The sequence below is a fragment of the Escherichia sp. MOD1-EC4550 genome (assembly GCF_963876935.1).
Taxonomy (GTDB): Bacteria; Pseudomonadota; Gammaproteobacteria; order Enterobacterales; family Enterobacteriaceae; genus Escherichia; species Escherichia coli_F.
In genome coordinates this window covers 21,284-45,005 of record NZ_CAWNSE010000052.1, presented here as the reverse complement: position 1 = coordinate 45,005, position 23,722 = coordinate 21,284, and the positions used below count along the sequence as shown (strand labels likewise).

The following is a 23,722-nucleotide window of genomic DNA, read 5'->3' as shown; positions in this document are numbered from 1 at the left end:
AATTAATCATACGATGAGACAAATCCTAAAGAAACTTTAGTCAAAAATCCAGCGAATTTACGAATCGTCTCCAGTGAATAATTCAATCTTTTGACCTGAAATAGATATTTGAAAACTGGAGTTTGCGAGGCGGGTAATTAGACACTACTTTACAGGTAATTTACCCTATAAATATGAGGGATAAAAATATTGTGCACGGTATACAAATAAGCAACAAAAGAGAATATATTCCGGCACCTTCGCTACATAAAAGGTGCCGAAAATAACGCAAGAAATTATTTTTCCGGCAGTTTTATATCTTTAAACATGACCTCAATTTCTTCATTAGAGCGCAATGCGACAGCCGCATCAACGACATCACGCGTTAAATGCGGTGCAAAACGCTGAATGAAATCATACATATAACTGCGCAAAAAAGTACTACGGCGAAAACCAATTTTGGTTGTACTGTGGCTGAAGATATCGTGAGCATCAACGCGCACCAGGTCGGGATCGGCGACCGGATCCACCGCCATGCTGGCAATAACCCCTACCCCCAACCCTAACCGGACGTAAGTTTTAATGACGTCAGCATCCGTTGCCGTGAAGACGATACGCGGCGTTAACCCTGCGCGGTTAAAGGCAGTATCCAGTTCTGAGCGTCCGGTAAAGCCGAAGGTATATGTCACCAACGGATATTGCGCCAGTTCTTCAATGGTAATGGCTTTTTTGCCTGCCAGCGGGTGATCCGGAGTGACTACAATAGCCCGATTCCAGTGGTAGCACGGTAACATCACTAAATCTTCATACAGATGCAGCGCTTCTGTGGCGATAGCGAAATCGGCATTGCCTTTAGAGACAGCATCAGCAATTTGTGTCGGCGAGCCCTGGTGCATATGCAAAGAAACGCGAGGATAACGCTCAATAAAGCCTTTGATGACGTTTGGTAACGCATAGCGTGCCTGGGTATGCGTGGTGGCGATATACAGCGAGCCTTTATCCGGCCAGGTGTGCTCTCCGGCGACCGATTTTATGGCATCGACTTTCGACAGGACTTCACGAGCGATACGAATTATTTCTTGTCCTGCTGGCGTTACCTGCGTCAGGTGCTTGCCGCTTCGGGAAAAAATTTGAATGCCTAGCTCGTCTTCCAGCATTCTGACTTGTTTACTGATCCCGGGTTGTGATGTGTAAAGTCCTTCCGCCGTTGATGAGACATTCAGGTTATGATTGACCACCTCAACAATATAGCGAAGTTGTTGTAATTTCATGTTAAACCATCCACTTAGACGCCATCAGAACATCGTTTTTTCGTCACACCTGGCGGGTGACTAATACGATTTAATAATAAAAAAGGTGCTAACTATAACCACTATATCATTTATAGCCTTAGTGTATAGGTGTGAAGAAAAAATAATATGCAATAAAAAAGGGCCGCTTTCGCGACCCTTTGTTTATAATAACCTGACAGAATTAAAGGTTATTTTTTCCCTTCAACCCATTTGCCATCAACATAAAATGCTGACCAGCCAGTCGCCTTTCCGTCTTTTTCCGAAGAGACATATTGCTGTTTGGTTTTACGGCTAAAGCGAACCATGGTCTTATTACCTTCCGGATCCTGCTGTGGCGCATCGGCCAGATAACGCAGTTTTTCCGGCAGACGGTCGCGGAAGCGATAAAGCTCTTCCACCAGTGGCGCACGTGTTTCACGCGATTTCGGGAAGGTATTGGCCGCCAGGAACACACCGGCAGCACCGTCACGCAGCACGAAATAAGCATCTGATTTTTCGCACGGCAGCTCCGGTAATGGCACCGGATCTTCCTTCGGTGGTGCCACTTCGCCGTTACGTAAAATCTTACGTGTGTTTTTACACTCTTCGTTAGTGCAGGCCATGTATTTACCGAAACGCCCCATTTTCAGGTGCATTTCAGATCCACATTTTTCACACTCAACGATCGGGCCGTCATAACCCTTAATGCGGAATTCGCCCTCTTCGATCTCGTAACCGTCGCAGGTTGGGTTATTACCACAGACATGCAACTTACGTTTCGGATCGATGAGATAGCTGTCCATCGCCGTGCCGCATTTCGGGCAACGACGTTTTGCGCGCAGCGCGTTGGTTTCAGCGTCTTCACCTTCCAGCACGTTCAGCACTTCGTTTTCCGGCACCAGGTTGATGGTGGTTTTGCAACGCTCTTTCGGTGGCAGAGCGTAGCCGGAACAGCCAAGGAATACCCCGGTGCTCGCTGTGCGAATACCCATTTTGCGACCACAGGTCGGGCAGTCGATGCTGGTCAGAACCATCTGGTTCGGGCGCATACCCCCCTCTTCGGGATCTTTTTCAGCTTTATCTAACTGCTGGGTGAAATCCGAGAAGAAGTGATCCAGTACAGCTTTCCACTCTGCTTCGTGATTTGCCACCTGGTCGAGGCTGTTTTCCATCTGTGCGGTGAAGTCGTAGTTCATTAACTCACGGAAATTCTCTTCCAGGCGATCGGTGACGATTTCGCCCATTTTTTCCGCATAGAAACGACGATTTTCTACTCGCACATAGCCACGATCCTGAATGGTCGAAATGATCGACGCGTAGGTAGACGGACGACCGATACCGCGTTTTTCCAGCTCTTTAACCAGCGATGCTTCACTGAAACGGGCTGGCGGCTTGGTAAAGTGCTGGGCTGGTGTCAGTTCAACGAGCGTCAGAGCATCGCCTTTATCGACTGCCGGTAAGATACGATCTTCATCGCCTTTACGCAGCGCAGGCATCACTTTCGTCCAGCCATCAAAGCGCAAAATACGACCGCGTGCTTTCAGGCGGAAATCGCCCGCACCAACGGTCAGCGTCGTGGAGTCATATTTCGCTGGGGTCATCTGGCAGGCAACGAACTGACGCCAGATTAACTGGTACAGTTTCTGCGCATCTGCTTCCATATCCTTCAACGATTCCGCCATCACATTGACGTCAGAAGGACGAATCGCTTCGTGCGCTTCCTGTGAGTTTTCTTTGCTGGCGTACTGATTCGGACTTTCCGGCAAGTATTTCTTACCAAAATTATCGCTGATATAACCGCGAACCATATTTACTGCGTCCTGACTCAGGTTGGTGGAGTCGGTACGCATGTAAGTGATATAGCCCGCTTCATACAGACGCTGCGCCATCATCATGGTTTTTTTAACGCCAAAACCAAGACGGGTGCTGGCAGCTTGTTGCAGCGTAGAGGTAATAAAAGGAGCGCCAGGTTTACTGGTTGTCGGTTTGTCTTCACGTTCCAGCACGCTGTAGCGCGCTTTTTCCAGCAGACTTACCGCAGCCTGAGTTTGTTCTTTGTTGACCGGGCGGAACGGTTTGTCGTTCTGATGAGTCACCTGCAACGCCAACGCATCACCAGATGGCGTGGTCGTGCTGGCATCGACTTCCCAGAACTCTTCCGGTACGAACGCTTTAATTTCACGCTCACGCTCGACCACCAGGCGGACCGCCACCGACTGCACACGACCTGCAGACAGACCACGAGCGATCTTTTTCCACAGCAGCGGCGAAACCATATATCCCACCACGCGGTCCATAAAGCGACGCGCCTGCTGGGCATTAACACGATCAATATTCAGCTCACCTGGTTTGTTAAATGCCTGGCGGATCGCGTTTTTAGTAATTTCGTTAAACACCACTCGGCTATAGCGCGCATCATCACCACCAATCACTTCCCGCAGGTGCCATGCAATGGCTTCCCCTTCGCGGTCAAGGTCGGTTGCGAGATAGATGTGGTCTGCTTTTTCAGCCAGTTGTTTCAGTTCAGAGACGACCTTCTCTTTACCAGGCAGCACTTCATAGTGCGCCTCCCAATTGTGCCACGGGTCAACCCCCATACGGTTGACGAGAGCGCCACGTTCATCCTTTTTAGGCTTTTTAGCCGTCTTGGTGGAGGTAGAGTCGGCACTCTTTTTGGCAGCTGAGCCACTGGTCGGCAAATCGCGGATGTGACCGACGCTGGATTTCACCACGTAGTCACTACCCAGATACTTGTTGATCGTTTTGGCTTTTGCCGGGGACTCAACGATGACAAGAGCTTTACCCATATTCACCTTACCTAATTTGATTCTTCCAGGAATGCGTCGCACGTTGATAAACCTTCCACTGGCAACGAGTTACCGATATGGACTCGTTCTCTGCGGATATCAACCCCTTGTCGTGACTCTGTTCACGAAAATTCAGGTGACTGAGTTAACAGGTCTTGGCCTACAGGCGCTATAGCACGACGGAATTTTGGTCGAATGTCAAGCAAATCTATTGCCAGATTGACGAAAGCGTCACACTGTACCTGATAAAATCCGATACGCAACTTTATTAGCATGCAAAATCCAAAGTTACCAGTAAGGCGCTCTTGCCACCAGCGTGGTATATTTGTCTGCAAGCCATGCCTGGCGTAGACTAATGTCCTTGTTTAAGGAGTAAATAATGAACAAAGAGACACAACCCATCGACCGCGAAACGCTGTTGAAAGAGGCCAATAAAATCATTCGTGAGCATGAGGATACGCTCGCAGGGATTGAAGCCACCGGCGTCACGCAGCGTAATGGCGTGCTGGTATTTACCGGCGACTACTTTTTAGATGAACAAGGATTGCCAACAGCCAAAAGCACCGCGGTGTTTAATATGTTCAAACACCTGGCCCATGTGCTTTCAGAAAAATATCACCTGGTTGATTAAAGCAAAACGCGAGGTCTTACCCTCGCGTTTGTCTTTTACATCAATGGCTTTTGCCCCCGCTGCCACCAGCGTAGCAACAATCGATCAGCGCTCTCTGCCGCGCTGCCGGTGAATCGGTCAATGAGTCGTTTACGCTGCATATAGCGTACATTGACCACTTCACGGCCTTCCATCAGGCTAAGAATAACTTCATCACTGGTGTTGATTTCATCAACCAGGCCTTTCTCTACCGCCTGTTGTCCGTACCAGTGTTCACCCGTTGCCACCTGTTCAATATCCAGAGACGGACGCATACGCTTCACAAAATCTTTAAATAACTGATGCGTTTCGTTCAGCTCTTCGCGGAATTTCTCCCGCCCTTCTTCGGTGTTTTCACCCAGCAAGGTCAGCGTGCGCTTATACTGCCCGGCGGTGTGCAGTTCGATATCAATATCTTTGCTTTTCAGGAAGCGGTTAAAGTTGGGCATTTGCGCCACCACCCCAATGGAACCCACAATAGCAAACGGTGCGGAAACAATTTTGTCCGCCACACAGGCCATCATGTAACCGCCGCTGGCAGCAACTTTGTCTACCGTAACAGTTAAAGGAATGTTTTTATCACGCAGACGCTGCAGCTGCGAAGCCGCCAGCCCGTAACCATGCACCATGCCACCAGGGCTTTCCAGACGTAGCACAACCTGATCCTGCGGTTTAAATGCTGCGAGTACCGCCGTTATCTCTTCACGTAGCGAGTTCACTTCATGGGCGTCCATGCTGCCTTTAAAATCCAGCACCCAGACGCGAGGTTTACTGTCAGTTGCCACCTCGCCCAGTTTGGCTTTCGCTTTTGCGGCTTTCGCTTCTTGCTTGTGCTTTTTCTTCTGCGCTTTATGCCACTGTTTTTGCTGATGAGTGTCCATCAGCGCCGCGGCCAGTTCTTCTTTCATCTCCTTATACTGTTCGCTGAGATTGTTGACCCGTAACTCGCCACGCTGGCGTTTATTACGTTGAGCAACATTGACAATAATGGCGGCAATCGCCGCAATCGCTAGCACAACGGTAACGATTTTCGCCAAAAACAAACCATATTCAGACAACAATTCCACGAGTCCCCACCTTGGTTAAACAACGCTTTGGCTCACAGTTTACAACAGGCATGTTAAGCCGTCTCGCAGAGATGTTATTGCAGCGAAAGTATGACAAAGTATCCATTTTGCGGTGTTATCGCCCCAGGCTGATTGAAATGCCCTTCTGTTTCAGGCATAAAGCCCCAAAGTCTTAAAGTACACTGGCAGCGCGACAGACAACGTCGTTGAGGAGTAGCCATGCATTACCAGCCAAAACAAGATTTACTCAATGATCGCATTATCCTGGTGACGGGAGCCAGCAATGGTATTGGTCGTGAAGCCGCGATGACGTATGCACGCTATGGTGCGACAGTGATTCTGTTGGGCCGTAATGAAGAAAAATTACGTCAGGTAGCCAGCCACATAAACGAAGAAACTGGGCGTCAGCCACAGTGGTTTATTCTCGATTTGCTGACCTGCACGTCCGAAGATTGCCAACAACTGGCACAGCGCATTGCCGTTAATTATCCGCGTCTGGATGGTGTTTTGCATAATGCCGGATTGCTCGGCGATGTTTGCCCAATGAGCGAACAAAATCCGCAGGTCTGGCAGGACGTCATGCAGGTCAACGTTAATGCCACCTTTATGCTCACCCAGGCACTGCTTCCTTTATTACTCAAATCGGACGCCGGTTCACTGGTCTTTACTTCATCAAGCGTTGGACGTCAGGGGCGTGCAAACTGGGGCGCTTATGCAGCGTCGAAATTTGCCACCGAAGGGATGATGCAGGTACTGGCCGATGAATATCAGCAGCGCCTGCGCGTCAACTGCATTAACCCAGGTGGTACGCGCACCGCAATGCGCGCAAGCGCCTTCCCGACCGAAGATCCACAGAAACTTAAAACACCCGCTGATATCATGCCGCTCTACCTCTGGCTGATGGGCGATGACAGCCGCCGTAAAACCGGCATGACCTTTGACGCCCAACCGGGCCGTAAACCAGGAATATCCCAATGAGTGATGAACGCTACCAACAGCGTCAGCAGCGTGTAAAAGATAAAGTGGATGCCCGTGTGGCCCAGGCCCAGGATGAACGCGGTATTATCATCGTCTTTACCGGCAATGGAAAAGGCAAAACCACCGCAGCATTTGGTACGGCAACACGCGCAGTTGGTCACGGAAAAAAAGTGGGCGTCGTGCAGTTTATTAAAGGCACCTGGCCTAATGGCGAACGAAATCTGCTGGAACCACACGGCGTTGAATTTCAGGTGATGGCAACGGGCTTTACCTGGGATACGCAAAACCGCGAATCTGATACCGCGGCCTGCCGTGAAGTCTGGCAACATGCCAAACGAATGCTGGCAGATGCTTCACTGGATATGGTTTTGCTCGATGAGCTGACTTATATGGTGGCGTATGACTATTTGCCACTGGAAGAAGTGGTGCAGGCGTTAAATGAACGTCCACATCAACAGACGGTGATTATCACGGGGCGTGGTTGTCATCGGGATATTCTTGAACTGGCGGATACGGTAAGTGAATTACGCCCCGTCAAACATGCGTTTGATGCTGGTGTTAAGGCGCAAATCGGGATTGATTATTAAGTGAAAGCACCTCAAAAGTTCGCCTCTTGAGGTGCTAATTTTAGATACTGAATGGCTTAATTAGCCACGGCAAAATTAAGAAGAGCTTGAATTTTATTCAAGTGTGCGGGATATACCATGTCATTATCCGCATTGACGTCTTCAATAAACAGTATTAATTCAGTGATCAAATCATTAGCATCTTCATAACTAATACCAGTCAGTTCTGGTGACGTTTGCGAGCCATAATTAATTGTCAGATTATTCATTACCGACAAAACCAGAATAAAATATTTGTGACATATATCGCAAGTTGTTCGGTTTCCTAAGGCATAGTACAGCATATTGAGCAATGCCAGTATTCGTCGATTTTGCACATCGTTCATAATGACCTCCTATAACATAACTCCGCTGGCAATAAGAAGTTTTGCCAGCTCCTCTGACGCCTGTAGACCACTAATAACTTGAGAACGCAGGATCTCATTCCTACGCTCTAAATCCGCTTTAGAAAGAGATTTATTAGAGTATAAATCTTGTAGATGATTTCCTTTATCCATGAAGGCATTAATAGCTTGTATTGCTGGAGCCGCCGGATCAGATGAACGCAATCTGCTTTCATTAAGATTAATTACTGCACTCAAAAATTCCTGTCTACTCTTTAATGTTTTAAATTCTATGTTTTTAGTATTTGCTCGGGCCTTATTATAGTAATAAAAATTATTGCTGATGTTCGCAAAATTATTCCAATCCATTTGCTGCTGTTTCGTTGCTATATCATCGAGTAAATCTTGTAAATTTCTTTGAAGTCGTGGCCAGTCACTACCTACCGTTTTACCAACATTTTCTGATTTAATCTTCTCTTTATATAATCCATTGAAATATTGAACTAAATCTTTAACAGCTACAGCTGACTTAGTCAGTTCTTCACCTTCTGAAAGGCCAAATAGTTTTTGGGCGTTGTTTGCATGATCGAGCGCCTGATTAAGTAATATAATTTGTTTACTATCGTCAACATCCATATCCACCGTCAACAACTCCACATAGGAGCTCATACTGTTAACGACCTCAAGTGAAGCCAGTAGCTTTTGTTTTTCTGTGGTTGCCAATTGAACTTTAGTAACGTCTTTATACGATGTTTTGTCCCCTTTCTCTGATTGCATACATAAGGACTCTTTATTAGTATTATTTTCCATAATCGTTTCATAATCAGGTCGCAATGCACAATCCGGATTAGTCGCATAAAAATTAACAAGAAAGTTTTCACGAGAAGCATAGTATTGTTTAAAGAAACTTGCATTCGCCGCAACCGCCTTGTTACCCGCAGTAATAACAGTTTCAGCTTGTTCATTTTTCAATGCTTCAGTTGCACAACCTGAAAGCATTAACAGCGATAGAAATAATCCACTATATCTAATCATAACCCACCTCTTGACGTTGAGTTTATCTCAGATAATTAAATAGTAATGTGGCTATTCCCTGGCATTATTCATAAGCAAGTATGAAATTAAATTAAAATACTGCGACTATTTATCATGCTTCAAATGAAGAAAAGGCCCCGCAGGGCCTTTATTTAATACTTAACTTAAATTAACCGTTATTATTACGTCCACCAGAACGACGACCGCCGCTGACCTGGCTGTGACGTTTCACCGCACGACGAATTTGATTCGCCTTCATACGACGACGGTCTTTTTCTACAGCAACTTTAGAGCTGGTTTCTGGCGGTAGTTCCACCAGCTCACGCAGATAGTTAGTCTGGGCAAGATCCAGCTCAGTCCAGCCACCGCGTGGCAGACCTTTCGGCAGTGGGATATCACCGTAACGCACGCGGATCAGACGGCTCACCTGCACACCAACAGCTTCCCAAAGACGACGAACTTCACGGTTACGGCCTTCGGTCAGAGTAACGTTGTACCACTGGTTGATCCCTTCGCCGCCGCTGAACTTAATGGTTTTAAAGGCTGCCGGACCATCTTCCAGCTGCACGCCACGACTCAAATCACGCAGTTTCGCGTCGTCAACCTGACCAAATACACGCACGGCATATTCACGTTCAACTTCACGGCTTGGATGCATTAAACGGTTTGCCAGCTCACCGTCGGTGGTGAACAGCAGCAGACCACAGGTGTTAACGTCCAGACGACCTACGGCAATCCAGCGTGCGCCACGCAGCTTTGGCAGACGGTCAAATACCGTTGGACGCCCTTCCGGATCGTTACGGGTACACAACTCACCTTCCGGTTTGTAATAGGCCAGAACGCGACAAATTTGTTCAGCGGACTCACGTACCGAAATCAGGTGACCATCGATACGGATTTTCAATCCAGGGGTAATTTCAACGCGATCACCGAGCTTAGCAATTTTGCCATCTACACTCACACGACCGGCTTCAATAATAGATTCGATTTCACGGCGAGAACCGTGGCCGGCACGCGCCAGCACTTTCTGTAGCTTTTCGCTCATAGAGCTTCCTTTTGGTGTCGCCTTCCCAGGCGTCGAACAGGAGAATCAATGGCGCAGTAGAGCGCCATTTTAAGGCCGCGTAGTATACAGAGTTAAGCACTTATAAAAAAGGCTTCACATCACCTACGCCTTCACGCACCACGACCGGCGTATCATCGGTGAGATCAATAACCGTTGTCGGTTTCTGCCCGAGATAGCCGCCGTGAATAATCAAATCCACCTGTTTTTCCAGACGGTCTTTAATTTCTTCCGGATCAGACTCGGTAAATTCGCTGCCTGGTAGCATCAGTGATGTGGAAAGCATCGGTTCGCCCAATGCTTCAAGCAACGCCTGCGCAATCGGGTTAGAAGGCACACGCATACCGATGGTTTTGCGTTTTTCCTGCAACAGACGGCGTGGCACTTCCTTCGTCCCCTTCAGGATGAAAGTGTAGTTACCCGGCGTATTGTTTTTCATCAAACGAAACGCAACGTTATCGACAAATGAATAGGTCGAGAGTTCAGAAAGATCGCGACACATCAGGGTAAAGTTGTGACCGTCCGGCAGCTGGCGAATACGACAAATACGCTCCATGGCGTTTTTATCTTCAATTTTACAGCCGAGCGCATAGCCGGAATCAGTTGGATAAACAATCACCCCGCCTTTACGCACGATTTCCACCGCCTGGTTGATCAGACGTTGCTGCGGGTTATCAGGATGAATATAAAAAAACTGGCTCATAATTCCCTCTCTGTGGTGTTCTGCGGCTGTTCCCATAGCTGCCAGACGCCTTCAACGCCTGCGGGCAGCCAGAGTTTACGACCCAGTTCGATCCACGGGCATGGCTGATGAAAATCAGATCCTTGTGATGCCCATAAATGATGCTGACGCGCAAGTGTCGCCAGCTGGGTGCGTTCATTGGGCGATTGCTGGCATTGCGCGACTTCCATCGCGTCGCCGTGGTGTTCGGCAAAATGCGCAACCAATCTTTTCAGCCATTTAGCACTAAGATTGTACCGCCCAGGATGAGCAAGCACTGCCTTACCGCCAGAATGATGAATGACATCAATAGCTTGTTCTATTGTACACCACTGTGGTGGAACGTATCCGGTTTTCCCGCGTGTCAGATATTTTTTAAAGACATCCGCCATTGAACTGGCTTTGCCACATTCAACCAAGAAACGAGCAAAATGACCGCGCGTCACCGCACCGCCCTGCGCCAGTCGTTGCGCGCCTTCCAGCGCCCCAGGTATTTGCGCTTTTTCCAGTCTTTCGGCAATTAACTTCGCCCGCTGATTGCGCCGTTCTGTCTGCTGCGCGAGGAACTCACACATTAGCGGATGAGTAATATCAATATTCAGCCCGACAATATGAATTTCATGATTTTCCCAGACGGTGGATATTTCCACGCCAGGAATAAGATTCAGTGCCAGTCCTGAACGTGAAATTTCTTCTCTTGCTGGCGCGATTGCCGCTGTGGTGTCATGGTCGGTGATCGCCAGGGTGCCGACGCGCATCTCGACTGCACGGTGCACCAATGCTTCTGGCGTCAGGCAGCCATCGGAAGCTGTGGTATGGCTGTGCAGGTCATAAATCACTGCGTAATTCGTGTCGCTCAAGGCGCACTCCCGTTTTGGATAATGTTTTTGCGCCGACATCATAACGGTTCTGGCAAATATTCTGAAATGAGCTGTTGACAATTAATCATCGAACTAGTTAACTAGTACGCAAGTTCACGTAAAAAGGGTATCGACAATGAAAGCGATTTTCGTACTGAAAGGTTGGTGGCGCACTTCCTGAAACGGGCAGTGTATTCACCATGCGTAAAGCAATCAGATACCCAGCCCGCCTAATGAGCGGGCTTTTTTTTGAACAAAATTAGAGAATAACAATGCAAACACAAAAACCGACTCTCGAACTGTTAACCTGCGAAGGTGCTTATCGCGATAATCCGACCGCGCTTTTTCATCAGTTGTGTGGGGATCGTCCGGCGACGCTGCTGCTGGAATCCGCAGATATCGACAGCAAGGATGATTTAAAAAGCCTGCTGCTAGTGGACAGTGCGCTGCGCATTACAGCATTAGGTGACACTGTCACAATTAAGGCGCTCTCCGGCAATGGCGAAGCTCTGCTGGCATTACTGGATAACGCCCTGCCCGCGGGTGTGGAAAATGAACAATCACCAAACTGCCGCGTGCTGCGCTTCCCTCCTGTCAGTCCATTGCTGGATGAAGACGCCCGCTTATGCTCTCTTTCGGTTTTTGACGCTTTCCGCTTATTGCAGAATCTGTTGAATGTACCGAAGGAAGAACGAGAAGCAATGTTCTTCGGCGGCCTGTTCTCTTATGACCTTGTGGCGGGGTTTGAAGATTTACCGCAACTGGCAGCGGAAAATAACTGCCCTGATTTCTGTTTTTATCTCGCTGAAACGCTGATGGTTATCGATCATCAGAAAAAAAGTACCCGTATTCAGGCCAGCCTGTTTGGTCAAAATGAAGAAGAAAAACAACGTCTCACTGCTCGCCTGAACGAACTTCGCCAGCAACTGACCGAAACCGCGCCACCGCTGCCGGTAGTTTCCGTGCCGCATATGCGTTGTGAATGTAATCAGAGCGATGAAGAGTTCGGTGGCGTAGTGCGTTCGTTGCAAAAAGCGATTCGCGCCGGAGAAATTTTCCAGGTCGTGCCATCTCGCCGTTTCTCGCTGCCCTGTCCGTCACCGCTGGCGGCCTATTACGTGCTGAAAAAGAGTAATCCCAGCCCGTACATGTTTTTTATGCAGGATAATGATTTCACCCTGTTCGGTGCGTCGCCAGAAAGTTCGCTCAAGTATGACGCCTCCAGCCGCCAGATTGAGATCTACCCGATTGCCGGAACACGCCCACGAGGACGTCGCGCCGATGGTTCACTGGACAGAGACCTGGACAGCCGCATTGAACTGGAGATGCGTACCGACCATAAAGAGCTTTCTGAACATCTGATGCTGGTGGATCTCGCCCGAAATGACCTTGCGCGCATTTGCACTCCTGGCAGCCGCTACGTAGCCGATCTCACCAAAGTTGACCGTTACTCTTACGTGATGCATCTCGTCTCCCGCGTGGTCGGTGAGCTGCGCCACGATCTTGACGCCCTGCACGCTTACCGCGCCTGTATGAATATGGGCACGTTAAGCGGTGCCCCGAAAGTGCGCGCCATGCAGTTAATTGCCGAAGCGGAAGGTCGTCGACGCGGCAGCTACGGCGGCGCGGTAGGTTATTTCACCGCACATGGCGATCTCGACACCTGCATTGTCATCCGTTCGGCGCTGGTGGAAAACGGTATCGCCACCGTGCAAGCCGGTGCTGGCGTAGTCCTTGATTCTGTTCCGCAGTCGGAAGCCGACGAAACCCGTAATAAAGCCCGCGCTGTACTGCGCGCTATCGCCACCGCGCATCATGCACAGGAGACTTTCTGATGGCTGACATTCTGCTGCTCGATAATATCGACTCTTTTACTTATAACCTGGCAGATCAGTTGCGCAGCAATGGTCATAACGTGGTGATTTACCGCAACCATATTCCGGCGCAAACCTTAATTGAACGTCTTGCGACCATGAGCAATCCGGTGCTGATGCTTTCTCCTGGCCCCGGAGTGCCGAGTGAAGCGGGTTGTATGCCGGAACTCCTCACCCGACTGCGCGGCAAGCTGCCAATTATCGGCATTTGCCTCGGTCATCAGGCGATTGTCGAAGCTTACGGGGGGTATGTCGGTCAGGCGGGCGAAATTCTGCACGGTAAAGCATCCAGCATTGAACACGACGGTCAGGCGATGTTTGCCGGATTAACAAATCCATTGCCGGTAGCGCGTTATCACTCGTTGGTTGGCAGTAACATTCCGGCAGGTTTAACCATCAATGCCCATTTTAACGGCATGGTGATGGCGGTGCGTCATGATGCGGATCGTGTTTGCGGATTCCAGTTCCATCCGGAATCCATTCTCACCACCCAGGGGGCTCGCCTGCTGGAACAAACGCTGGCCTGGGCACAACAGAAACTGGAGCCGACCAACACACTGCAACCAATTCTGGAAAAACTGTATCAGGCGCAGACGCTTAGCCAGCAGGAAAGCCACCAGCTTTTTTCTGCGGTGGTGCGTGGTGAACTGAAGCCGGAACAACTGGCGGCAGCACTGGTCAGCATGAAAATTCGCGGCGAGCACCCGAACGAAATCGCCGGAGCAGCAACGGCGCTACTGGAAAACGCCGCGCCGTTCCCGCGCCCGGATTATCTGTTTGCTGATATCGTCGGCACCGGTGGTGACGGCAGCAACAGCATCAACATTTCTACCGCCAGTGCGTTTGTCGCCGCGGCCTGTGGGCTGAAAGTGGCGAAACACGGTAACCGCAGCGTCTCCAGTAAATCCGGCTCGTCGGATCTGCTGGCGGCATTCGGTATTAATCTTGATATGAACGCCGATAAATCGCGCCAGGCGCTGGATGAGTTAGGCGTCTGTTTCCTCTTTGCGCCGAAATATCACACCGGATTTCGCCATGCGATGCCGGTTCGCCAGCAACTGAAAACCCGCACCCTGTTCAACGTGCTGGGGCCACTGATTAACCCGGCGCATCCGCCGCTGGCGCTAATTGGTGTCTACAGCCCGGAACTGGTGCTGCCAATTGCCGAAACCTTGCGCGTGCTGGGGTATCAACGCGCAGCGGTGGTGCACAGCGGGGGGATGGATGAAGTTTCATTACACGCGCCGACAATCGTTGCCGAACTGCATGACGGCGAAATTAAGAGCTATCAGTTGACCGCTGAAGATTTTGGCCTGACACCCTACCATCAGGAGCAACTGGCAGGCGGAACACCGGAAGAAAACCGTGACATTTTAACACGCTTGTTACAAGGTAAAGGCGACGCCGCCCATGAAGCAGCTGTCGCGGCGAATGTCGCCATGTTAATGCGCCTGCATGGCCAGGAAGATCTGCAAACCAATGCGCAAACCGTTCTTGAGGTACTGCGCAGTGGTTCCGCTTACGACAGAGTCACCGCACTGGCGGCACGAGGGTAAATGATGCAAACCGTTTTAGCGAAAATCGTCGCAGACAAGGCGATTTGGGTAGAAGCCCGCAAACAGCAGCAACCGCTGGCCAGTTTTCAGAATAAGGTTCAGCCGAGCACGCGACATTTTTATGATGCGCTACAGGGTGCACGCACGGCGTTTATTCTGGAGTGCAAGAAAGCGTCGCCGTCAAAAGGCGTGATACGTGATGATTTCGATCCGGCACGCATTGCCGCCATTTATAAGCATTACGCTTCGGCAATTTCTGTACTGACTGATGAGAAATATTTCCAGGGGAGCTTTGATTTCCTCCCCATCGTCAGCCAAATCGCCCCGCAACCGATTTTATGTAAAGACTTTATTATCGACCCTTACCAGATCTATCTGGCGCGCTATTACCAGGCCGATGCCTGTTTATTAATGCTGTCGGTGCTGGACGACGATCAGTATCGCCAGCTTGCTGCTGTAGCCCACAGTCTGGAGATGGGCGTGCTGACCGAAGTCAGTAATGAAGAGGAACTGGAGCGCGCCATTGCATTGGGAGCAAAAGTCGTTGGCATCAACAACCGCGATCTGCGTGATTTGTCGATTGATCTTAACCATACCCGCGAGCTTGCACCGAAACTGGGGCACAACGTGACGGTAATCAGCGAATCCGGCATCAATACTTACGCCCAGGTGCGTGAGTTAAGCCACTTCGCTAACGGCTTTCTGATTGGTTCGGCGCTAATGGCCCATGATGATTTGAACGCCGCCGTGCGCCGGGTGTTGCTGGGTGATAATAAAGTATGTGGTCTGACGCGTGGGCAAGATGCTAAAGCAGCTCATGACGCGGGCGCGATTTACGGTGGATTGATATTTGTTACAACGTCACCCCGTTGCGTCAGCGTTGAACAGGCGCAGGAAGTGATGGCTGCGGCACCGTTGCAATACGTTGGCGTGTTCCGCAATCACGATATTGCCGATGTGGTGGACAAAGCTAAGGTGTTATCGCTGGCGGCAGTGCAACTGCATGGTAATGAAGATCAGCTGTATATCGACACTCTGCGTGAGGCTCTGCCAGCAAACGTCGCCATCTGGAAGGCTTTAAGTGTCGGTGAAACTCTTCCCGCGCGCGATTTTCAGCACATCGATAAATATGTATTCGACAACGGTCAGGGCGGGAGCGGACAACGTTTCGACTGGTCACTGTTAAACGGTCAATCGCTTGGCAACGTTCTGCTGGCGGGTGGCTTAGGCGCAGATAACTGCGTGGAAGCGGCACAAACCGGCTGCGCCGGGCTTGATTTTAATTCTGCTGTAGAGTCGCAACCGGGCATCAAAGACGCACGTCTTTTGGCCTCGGTTTTCCAGACGCTGCGCGCATATTAAGGAAAGGAACAATGACAACATTACTTAACCCGTATTTTGGTGAGTTTGGCGGCATGTACGTGCCACAAATCCTGATGCCTGCTCTGCGCCAGCTGGAAGAAGCTTTTGTCAGCGCGCAAAAAGATCCTGAATTTCAGGCCCAGTTCAACGACCTGCTGAAAAACTATGCCGGGCGCCCAACCGCGCTGACCAAATGTCAGAACATTACAGCCGGGACGAACACCACGCTGTATCTGAAGCGTGAAGATTTGCTGCACGGCGGCGCGCATAAAACTAACCAGGTTCTGGGCCAGGCTTTGCTGGCGAAGCGGATGGGTAAAACTGAAATCATTGCCGAAACCGGTGCAGGTCAGCATGGCGTGGCTTCTGCGCTTGCCAGCGCCCTGCTCGGCCTGAAATGCCGTATTTATATGGGTGCCAAAGACGTTGAACGCCAGTCGCCTAACGTTTTTCGTATGCGCTTAATGGGTGCGGAAGTGATCCCGGTGCATAGCGGTTCCGCGACGCTGAAAGATGCCTGTAATGAGGCGCTACGCGACTGGTCCGGCAGTTATGAAACCGCGCACTATATGCTGGGCACTGCAGCTGGCCCGCATCCTTACCCGACCATTGTGCGTGAGTTTCAGCGGATGATTGGCGAAGAAACGAAAGCGCAGATTCTGGAAAGAGAAGGTCGTCTGCCGGATGCCGTTATTGCTTGTGTTGGCGGCGGTTCGAATGCCATCGGCATGTTTGCTGATTTCATCAACGAAACCGACGTCGGCCTGATTGGTGTAGAGCCTGGTGGTCACGGTATCGAAACTGGCGAGCACGGCGCACCGTTAAAACATGGTCGCGTGGGCATCTATTTCGGTATGAAAGCGCCAATGATGCAAACCGAAGACGGGCAGATTGAAGAATCTTACTCGATTTCTGCCGGACTGGATTTCCCGTCAGTCGGCCCGCAACACGCTTATCTCAACAGCATTGGACGCGCTGATTATGTGTCAATCACCGATGATGAAGCTCTGGAAGCCTTCAAAACGCTGTGCCTGCACGAAGGGATTATCCCGGCGCTGGAATCCTCACATGCGCTGGCTCACGCACTGAAAATGATGCGCGAAAACCCGGAAAAAGAGCAGTTGCTGGTGGTTAACCTTTCCGGTCGCGGCGATAAAGACATCTTCACCGTTCACGATATTTTGAAAGCTCGAGGGGAAATCTGATGGAACGCTATGAAACTCTGTTTGCCCAGTTGAAGGAACGCAAAGAAGGCGCATTTGTTCCTTTCGTCACCCTCGGTGATCCGGGCGTAGAGCAGTCGCTGAAAATTATCGATGCTTTGATCGAAGCTGGTGCCGACGCGCTGGAGTTAGGCATCCCCTTCTCCGACCCACTGGCAGATGGCCCGACGATTCAAAACGCCACACTGCGTGCCTTTGCGGCAGGTGTGACCCCGGCGCAGTGCTTTGAGATGCTGGCACTCATTCGCCAGAAGTACCCGACCATTCCCATCGGCCTTTTGATGTATGCCAACCTGGTGTTTAACAAAGGCATTGATGAGTTTTATGCCGAGTGCGAGAAAGTCGGCGTCGATTCGGTGCTGGTTGCCGATGTGCCCGTGGAAGAGTCTGCGCCCTTCCGCCAGGCCGCGTTGCGCCATAATGTCGCACCTATCTTCATCTGCCCGCCGAATGCTGATGATGATTTACTGCGCCAGATTGCCTCATACGGTCGTGGTTACACCTATTTATTGTCGCGTGCGGGTGTGACCGGAGCTGAAAACAGTGCCGCGTTACCTCTCAATCATCTGGTTGCGAAGCTGAAGGAGTACAACGCGGCGCCTCCACTGCAAGGATTTGGTATTTCCGCCCCGGATCAGGTAAAAGCAGCGATTGATGCAGGAGCTGCGGGCGCGATTTCTGGTTCGGCAATTGTTAAAATCATCGAGCAACATATTAATGAGCCAGAGAAAATGCTGGCGGCACTGAAAGCTTTTGTACAACCGATGAAAGCAGCGACGCGCAGTTAATCCCACAGCCGCCAGTTCCGCTGGCGGCATTTTAACTATCTTTAATGAAGCAGGAAAAATCCTAAATTCATTTATTATTTATCCTTTTACCGTTCCGCTTACAACAGAGGTACGTCAACTTACGTCATTTTTCCGCCCAAAAGTAATATAATCAAACAAATTAATCCCGCAACAAAACACTACTAAAATCAATAATTTTCTCTAACCCACTTATTTCTTGGGTATTTATGAATATATCGAAAGCCTTTTTCAAAATATATTTTTCACATTCCTTCTCACTTTGCTCAATTTGACTAATTCTCATTACCGACTAATTTTAATGAGTGTCGACACACAACACTCATATTTATGAAACAATACAACGTAACGGGAGAAATAACATGGCCGAACATCGTGGTGGTTCAGGAAATTTCGCCGAAGATCGTGAGAAGGCATCCGACGCAGGCCGTAAAGGCGGTCAACACAGCGGCGGTAATTTTAAAAATGATCCGCAACGTGCATCCGAAGCGGGTAAAAAAGGCGGTCAGCACAGCGGTGGAAATAAATCAGGAAAATCCTGATTCACCGTTAATTATTAATATCAGCTGAGAAAGATAATTGCATCTGCGGGCCGTATGGCTCGCAGTGATTTCACTGGAGAAAAATATGAATATGAAGTCCATTGAAGATGTATTTATTCACCTGCTTTCAGACACCTACAGTGCAGAAAAACAATTAACACGGGCACTAGCAAAACTCGCCAGAGCAACATCAAACGAAAAATTAAGTCAGGCTTTTCATGCACACCTCGAGGAAACTCATGGACAGATTGAACGTATTGATCAAGTTGTGGAATCTGAACCGAATCTGAAAATTAAGCGCATGAAATGTGTGGCAATGGAAGGTCTCATTGAAGAAGCTAATGAGGTCATCGAAAGTACCGAGAAAAACGAAGTACGTGATGCCGCACTAATTGCCGCTGCACAGAAAGTTGAGCACTATGAGATCGCCAGTTATGGGACATTAGCGACACTGGCTGAGCAATTAGGTTATCGTAAAGCAGCGAAGCTTCTGAAAGAAACTCTGGAAGAAGAAAAGGCCACCGACATGAAACTAACTGATCTGGCCCTTAATAACGTAAATAAGAAAGCAGAAAATAAAGCCTGAAATATGAACTTTAACTTTTAGTCATTTTATAAAGAGGACATTTTCATGAATCGTATTGAACATTATCACGACTGGTTACGTGACGCCCACGCAATGGAAAAGCAAGCCGAATCTATGCTTGAATCCATGGCCAGTCGTATAGATAATTATCCTGAACTACGCGCTCGTATTGAACAACATCTTAGTGAAACCAAAAACCAGATTGTTCAACTGGAAACTATTCTTGACCGTAATGACATTTCACGTTCAGTCATTAAAGATTCCATGAGTAAAATGGCTGCGCTTGGGCAGTCAATCGGTGGTATATTCCCTTCTGATGAAATAGTCAAAGGCTCTATTAGCGGATATGTCTTCGAGCAATTTGAAATCGCCTGTTACACCTCACTATTAGCAGCAGCAAAAAATGCCGGTGATACAGCTTCAATTCCAACCATCGAAGCGATTTTAAATGAGGAAAAAGAAATGGCCGAGTGGCTGCTTCAGCATATTCCGCAAACAACTGAGAAATTTTTAATTCGCTCTGAAACTGATGGCGTAGAAGCGAAGAAATAATACCCTTTATACCATGTCCTTATTGACCCCGTATATTACGGGGTCGTTTTTGTGCGGAATTAAAAACGATATCCTGCTGAGAACATAAACACCCACGGATCGAGGCGTACGCTATCGTGTTGCTGTGCACCGCCCAGTTTATAATTGGCGGTGGTATCGATATCCATGTACCACACTGACATGTTAACCAACCAGTCACGGTTAATCAGATAATCAACCCCCACCTGCCCGGCAGCTCCCCAGGAGTCTTTCAGACTGAGATCGGAAAGCCCCGCCTCTTTGCCATGATCGTTAAATCCATTATCAAAGAAGGTGGTGTAGTTAATACCTGCCCCGACGTAAGGACGGAATTTGCTGCTGGCATCACCAAAATACCACTGCGCCATCAGTGTTGGTGGCAGATGATGAACGGTTGCAATATCGCCGGTCGCCCGGGTGCCGATTTTATGGCGGAACGGCGTCGCTGCCAGTAATTCCACACCAATGTTGTCGGTCGCCATATAAGTAAACGTCAGGCCCAGTTGCGTGTTATTGGTCACGCTGAATCCACCCAGACTTCCTAACGTACCACCAGCACCTTCTGTTGGACGTACGGTTGCAGAACCTGCACGCATAAAAAATTCGCCTGCTTCATGCGCAAAGGCACTGCCAGAGAGAAGAGTTGTTACTGCCAAAGCCGCCACTGTTAACTTTTTCATATCCGCTCCGTCGTTATGGTTATAAAAACGTGACGAATATACCCACATTGGAGTAACAAATGATCCTACATAGATCACATTACATATGATAATTCACCATTTATTGATCTGGATTAATTTAGAAGTTGCACTGGAAATCCTGGTTAATGTGATTTAAATCAATTTTTAAATATTTTCGCTACGCAAATATTAACTCGCTCGCCACTTGCAGCGGTTTGCCCACGCCTGAAGGCCAGCAATTACCTCCGCTTTACAAAGATATGCTTTTCCATACAAGACCTGATGCTGCCACCCGAGGCTTAACCAGGGTACAATTGCCCGCTAATTAACACCTGCATAAAACTCAAGGAGAGTGCATGTCTATCACGGCGCAGTCCGTATACCGTGACACCGGAAATTTCTTCCGTAATCAATTTATGACCATTCTGTTGGTATCGTTGCTATGTGCGTTTATCACAGTGGTGTTAGGGCATGTTTTCTCACCCAGTGATGCACAGCTTGCTCAGCTCAATGACGGCGTGCCCGTTAGCGGCAGTAGTGGATTGTTCGACCTGGTTCAGAATATGTCACCTGAACAGCAACAAATTTTGCTGCAGGCTTCAGCGGCGTCCACTTTTTCAGGATTAATCGGTAACGCCATTCTCGCCGGAGGCGTAATATTAATTATCCAACTGGTGTCTGCGGGTCAGAGAGTCAGTGCGCTTCGAGCTATTGGTGCCAGTGCGCCGATATTGCCAAAGTTATTTATTCTGATTTTTCTGACTACCCTTTTAGTACAGATTGGCATCATGCTGGTGGTCGTTCCGGGAATTATCATGGCCATTTTACTGGCTCTGGCACCGGTGATGTTGGTACAGGACAAAATGGGCATTTTTGCCTCGATGCGCAGCAGTATGCGGCTGACATGGGCGAATATGCGTCTGGTGGCACCCGCGGTACTGAGCTGGTTGCTGGCAAAAACACTATTGCTACTTTTTGCCTCTTCTTTTGCCGCATTAACCCCGGAAATTGGTGCCGTACTGGCGAACACCTTGAGCAATCTGATTTCAGCCGTACTGCTCATCTATCTGTTCCGCCTGTATATGTTGATTCGCCAATAACCTTAAGCATTTGATTACGGAATCGTAAAATGAAGCAGTTTCTTGATTTTTTACCGCTGGTTGTCTTTTTCGCGTTTTACAAGATTTATGACATCTATGCGGCTACTGCGGCGCTGATCGTCGCCACGGCGATTGTGCTTATATATAGCTGGGTTCGCTTTCGTAAGGTTGAGAAGATGGCCCTGATCACTTTTGTTCTGGTGGTCGTCTTCGGTGGCTTGACGCTGTTCTTCCACAATGATGAGTTTATTAAATGGAAGGTTACTGTCATTTATGCCCTGTTTGCAGGTGCCCTGTTAGTCAGCCAATGGGTGATGAAAAAGCCGCTAATTCAGCGGATGCTGGGTAAAGAACTCACGCTGCCGCAACCGGTATGGTCGAAGCTGAATCTGGCCTGGGCTGTTTTCTTTATCCTTTGCGGTCTGGCAAACATCTACATCGCATTCTGGCTGCCGCAAAATATTTGGGTCAACTTTAAAGTGTTTGGCCTGACCGCTCTTACCTTAATCTTCACATTGTTAAGCGGTATCTATATCTACCGCCACATGCCGCAGGAAGATAAATCCTAACCAGACTGCCAGTCCTTCGGGGCTGGCACTGTATCTCCTCTGTTCTCCTCAGGAAAATCATAGTAGCATCGCGCCTGTGATTTTCCTTTTAAGTCGGTTTTACCATGTCTACAACACATAACGTCCCTCAGGGCGATCTTGTTTTACGTACTTTAGCCATGCCCGCCGATACCAATGCCAATGGTGACATCTTTGGTGGTTGGTTAATGTCACAAATGGATATTGGCGGCGCTATTCTGGCGAAAGAAATTGCGCACGGTCGCGTAGTGACCGTGCGGGTTGAAGGAATGACTTTCTTACGACCGGTTGCGGTCGGCGATGTGGTGTGCTGCTATGCACGCTGTGTCCAGAAAGGGACGACATCGGTCAGCATTAATATTGAAGTGTGGGTGAAAAAAGTCGCGTCTGAACCCATCGGGCAACGCTATAAAGCGACAGAAGCATTATTTAAGTATGTCGCGGTTGATCCTGAAGGAAAACCTCGCGCCTTACCTGTTGAGTAATAGTCAAAAGCCTCCGGTCGGAGGCTTTTGACTTTCTGCTTACTGAATTTCGGTGGTGCCGTTAATTTTAAACAGGATATTCACCACAATCCCACTGCCTGGCTTACCCGGCTCATAACGCCATCTGCGCATCGCATTTTTCACCTCACGCTCAAACATGTTCGCAGGCTTGGCTGAGAGGATTTGCACGTTATCCACGCGACCATCCGGCGTGACATCAAATTTAACTTTAACCTGCCCTTCAATGCGCAATGCCTGTGCTCGTGCCGGATACTGCGGCTGATTGCGACTTAATGCGCGTGGTCCTGAAGCCACACTTGTAACCGGCTTGCTGGTTGCAGCCGTCGCCGTACTTGATGTCGGGCGCGCGGGTGCCGTATTTTCAAACGGTGATGCCGGACGCGACTCTACGGGTTTGACATCGCGTTTTGGCTGCTCCTGTACCTTTTTCACCGGCTTCGGTTTTGGCTTAGGTTTCGGCTTAGGCTTTTCAATGACCACCGGTGCTTCTTTTGGCGGTTCAGGGATCGGCTCAGGTTCCGGTTCTGGCTCTACCACCGGCTCCGGTGGCGGCTGAACGGCTTGTGGCGGTTCGAGATCCGCAGGCGCAACCATCGTGACAGAAATTGGCTGCGCAGGCGCAGGTAGTTCAATAACCTGATGTACCGAGGTATAGAGCAGACCCGCCACAACAGCACCATGAATGCAGACCGAAAGTAACGTCGGCCAGGGGAAGCGGCGAGGTAAATCAAGGGTCATTGAAGTCATAATCATTTCAGTAGAAAAACCAGGCCTCGATTTTAAATGCAAATAGCAATCATATTCAATAAGGCAAGACGATCAGGATCAGTGAAAATGTCATTTTTGGCGTAATTGACCTTACTTTATGCATGGTCTTAACAAAGACATCATCTTTCCGTTGCAGATCTTCGCCCTTTCAAATAACGTACTTTACAACTTTCCCGAACAAGG

At 49.2% G+C, this 23,722-nt stretch carries 25 protein-coding genes, 1 pseudogene and 1 other annotated feature; of the genes and pseudogenes, 16 read left to right on the top strand and 10 right to left on the bottom strand.

The window, feature by feature from the left end; all coding sequences use genetic code 11:
- Positions 1-275: 275 nt before the first annotated feature.
- Both cysB and topA read right to left on the bottom strand, forming a co-directional pair.
- Positions 276-1,250: an HTH-type transcriptional regulator CysB gene (gene cysB, locus AACU19_RS21390; RefSeq protein WP_000776253.1), complete on the bottom strand. Its 975-nt coding sequence runs from the start codon at positions 1,248-1,250 to the stop codon at positions 276-278.
- Positions 1,251-1,459: 209 nt separating this feature from the next.
- The gene (gene topA, locus AACU19_RS21385) at positions 1,460-4,057 is read right to left on the bottom strand and encodes a type I DNA topoisomerase (RefSeq protein WP_001309471.1); all 2,598 of its coding nucleotides are present in this window, start codon (positions 4,055-4,057) and stop codon (positions 1,460-1,462) included.
- Between the two features lie 379 nt (positions 4,058-4,436).
- On the opposite strand from topA, the gene AACU19_RS21380 reads away from it, so the two are divergent.
- Positions 4,437-4,688 (top strand): YciN family protein, encoded by a 252-nt coding sequence (locus AACU19_RS21380; protein WP_001031530.1) that lies wholly within the window; start codon positions 4,437-4,439, stop codon positions 4,686-4,688.
- Between the two features lie 35 nt (positions 4,689-4,723).
- On the opposite strand, the gene sohB is transcribed toward AACU19_RS21380, so the two are convergent.
- A complete protein-coding gene (gene sohB, locus AACU19_RS21375) occupies positions 4,724-5,773 on the bottom strand; it encodes a protease SohB (protein WP_000422059.1) in 1,050 nt (349 codons plus the stop codon).
- A 219-nt stretch (positions 5,774-5,992) separates the two neighbouring features.
- On the opposite strand from sohB, the gene AACU19_RS21370 reads away from it, so the two are divergent.
- Together AACU19_RS21370 and cobO are read left to right on the top strand one after the other, a co-directional pair.
- Positions 5,993-6,751: a YciK family oxidoreductase gene (locus tag AACU19_RS21370; protein WP_000559303.1), complete on the top strand. Its 759-nt coding sequence runs from the start codon at positions 5,993-5,995 to the stop codon at positions 6,749-6,751.
- Positions 6,748-7,338: a cob(I)yrinic acid a,c-diamide adenosyltransferase gene (gene cobO, locus AACU19_RS21365; RefSeq protein WP_039020810.1), complete on the top strand. Its 591-nt coding sequence runs from the start codon at positions 6,748-6,750 to the stop codon at positions 7,336-7,338. The genes AACU19_RS21370 and cobO overlap by 4 nt, the downstream gene beginning before the upstream one ends.
- A 56-nt stretch (positions 7,339-7,394) precedes the next feature.
- Here cobO and AACU19_RS21360 read toward each other — a convergent pair whose 3' ends face one another.
- From AACU19_RS21360 to rnm, 5 genes are all read right to left on the bottom strand, one after another.
- On the bottom strand, positions 7,395-7,703 hold the full coding sequence (locus AACU19_RS21360; RefSeq protein ID WP_105278507.1) for a hypothetical protein: 309 nt from the start codon (positions 7,701-7,703) through the stop codon (positions 7,395-7,397).
- Between the two features lie 9 nt (positions 7,704-7,712).
- Complete coding sequence (locus AACU19_RS21355; RefSeq protein ID WP_198599084.1) at positions 7,713-8,735, bottom strand: hypothetical protein; 1,023 nt, start codon at positions 8,733-8,735, stop codon at positions 7,713-7,715.
- A 169-nt stretch (positions 8,736-8,904) separates the two neighbouring features.
- Positions 8,905-9,780, bottom strand: a complete 876-nt coding sequence (gene rluB / locus AACU19_RS21350) for a 23S rRNA pseudouridine(2605) synthase RluB (RefSeq protein WP_001291206.1) — start codon at positions 9,778-9,780, stop codon at positions 8,905-8,907.
- 100 nt (positions 9,781-9,880) lie between these two features.
- Positions 9,881-10,501, bottom strand: a complete 621-nt coding sequence (locus tag AACU19_RS21345) for an L-threonylcarbamoyladenylate synthase (RefSeq protein WP_001295575.1) — start codon at positions 10,499-10,501, stop codon at positions 9,881-9,883.
- The gene (rnm, locus tag AACU19_RS21340) at positions 10,498-11,379 is read right to left on the bottom strand and encodes an RNase RNM (RefSeq protein WP_105278537.1); all 882 of its coding nucleotides are present in this window, start codon (positions 11,377-11,379) and stop codon (positions 10,498-10,500) included. The genes AACU19_RS21345 and rnm overlap by 4 nt, the downstream gene beginning before the upstream one ends.
- Before the next feature lie 136 nt (positions 11,380-11,515).
- Between rnm and trpL the strand changes: the two genes are divergently transcribed.
- From trpL to AACU19_RS21295, 9 genes are all read left to right on the top strand, one after another.
- A complete protein-coding gene (gene trpL / locus AACU19_RS21335; RefSeq protein WP_001700591.1) occupies positions 11,516-11,560 on the top strand; it encodes a trp operon leader peptide in 45 nt (14 codons plus the stop codon).
- Positions 11,537-11,630: a sequence feature (Trp leader region), on the top strand. Its footprint overlaps the gene before it by 24 nt.
- 21 nt (positions 11,631-11,651) lie before the next feature.
- Positions 11,652-13,214 (top strand): anthranilate synthase component I, encoded by a 1,563-nt coding sequence (trpE, locus tag AACU19_RS21330; RefSeq protein ID WP_105278506.1) that lies wholly within the window; start codon positions 11,652-11,654, stop codon positions 13,212-13,214.
- Positions 13,214-14,809, top strand: coding sequence for a bifunctional anthranilate synthase glutamate amidotransferase component TrpG/anthranilate phosphoribosyltransferase TrpD (gene trpD / locus AACU19_RS21325; protein ID WP_000763525.1), 1,596 nt, complete (start codon positions 13,214-13,216; stop codon positions 14,807-14,809). The genes trpE and trpD overlap by 1 nt, the downstream gene beginning before the upstream one ends.
- Positions 14,810-16,171, top strand: coding sequence for a bifunctional indole-3-glycerol-phosphate synthase TrpC/phosphoribosylanthranilate isomerase TrpF (trpCF, locus tag AACU19_RS21320; RefSeq protein ID WP_198599083.1), 1,362 nt, complete (start codon positions 14,810-14,812; stop codon positions 16,169-16,171).
- A gap of 11 nt (positions 16,172-16,182) precedes the next feature.
- Positions 16,183-17,376 carry a tryptophan synthase subunit beta gene (gene trpB / locus AACU19_RS21315; RefSeq protein ID WP_000209509.1) on the top strand — a complete coding sequence of 398 codons (1,194 nt, stop codon included), beginning with the start codon at positions 16,183-16,185 and terminating at the stop codon, positions 17,374-17,376.
- Positions 17,376-18,182: a tryptophan synthase subunit alpha gene (gene trpA / locus AACU19_RS21310; RefSeq protein ID WP_105278505.1), complete on the top strand. Its 807-nt coding sequence runs from the start codon at positions 17,376-17,378 to the stop codon at positions 18,180-18,182. Before trpB ends, trpA begins: the two co-directional genes overlap by 1 nt.
- 380 nt (positions 18,183-18,562) lie before the next feature.
- Positions 18,563-18,742 carry a general stress protein gene (locus tag AACU19_RS21305; protein ID WP_000807647.1) on the top strand — a complete coding sequence of 60 codons (180 nt, stop codon included), beginning with the start codon at positions 18,563-18,565 and terminating at the stop codon, positions 18,740-18,742.
- Between the two features lie 85 nt (positions 18,743-18,827).
- Positions 18,828-19,328 carry a YciE/YciF ferroxidase family protein gene (locus AACU19_RS21300; RefSeq protein WP_001056440.1) on the top strand — a complete coding sequence of 167 codons (501 nt, stop codon included), beginning with the start codon at positions 18,828-18,830 and terminating at the stop codon, positions 19,326-19,328.
- A 45-nt stretch (positions 19,329-19,373) separates the two neighbouring features.
- The gene (locus AACU19_RS21295; RefSeq protein ID WP_105278504.1) at positions 19,374-19,880 is read left to right on the top strand and encodes a ferritin-like domain-containing protein; all 507 of its coding nucleotides are present in this window, start codon (positions 19,374-19,376) and stop codon (positions 19,878-19,880) included.
- Between the two features lie 59 nt (positions 19,881-19,939).
- Here the strand turns inward: AACU19_RS21295 and ompW are convergent, their stop codons facing one another.
- The gene (gene ompW / locus AACU19_RS21290) at positions 19,940-20,578 is read right to left on the bottom strand and encodes an outer membrane protein OmpW (protein WP_000737226.1); all 639 of its coding nucleotides are present in this window, start codon (positions 20,576-20,578) and stop codon (positions 19,940-19,942) included.
- 239 nt (positions 20,579-20,817) lie between these two features.
- Between ompW and AACU19_RS21285 the strand changes: the two are divergent.
- From AACU19_RS21285 to yciA, 4 genes and pseudogenes are all read left to right on the top strand, one after another.
- Positions 20,818-20,907 (top strand): annotated as a pseudogene (locus AACU19_RS21285) (YkgJ family cysteine cluster protein); the annotation flags it as partial.
- Between the two features lie 27 nt (positions 20,908-20,934).
- Positions 20,935-21,678, top strand: a complete 744-nt coding sequence (locus tag AACU19_RS21280) for a YciC family protein (protein WP_000028541.1) — start codon at positions 20,935-20,937, stop codon at positions 21,676-21,678.
- Between the two features lie 29 nt (positions 21,679-21,707).
- Positions 21,708-22,247, top strand: a complete 540-nt coding sequence (locus AACU19_RS21275) for a septation protein A (RefSeq protein WP_000808667.1) — start codon at positions 21,708-21,710, stop codon at positions 22,245-22,247.
- A 104-nt stretch (positions 22,248-22,351) separates the two neighbouring features.
- A complete protein-coding gene (gene yciA / locus AACU19_RS21270) occupies positions 22,352-22,750 on the top strand; it encodes an acyl-CoA thioester hydrolase YciA (protein WP_000108160.1) in 399 nt (132 codons plus the stop codon).
- Between the two features lie 39 nt (positions 22,751-22,789).
- Here the strand turns inward: yciA and tonB are convergent, their stop codons facing one another.
- Positions 22,790-23,509, bottom strand: coding sequence for a TonB system transport protein TonB (tonB, locus tag AACU19_RS21265; protein ID WP_000171276.1), 720 nt, complete (start codon positions 23,507-23,509; stop codon positions 22,790-22,792).
- Between the last annotated feature and the right edge of the window lie 213 nt (positions 23,510-23,722).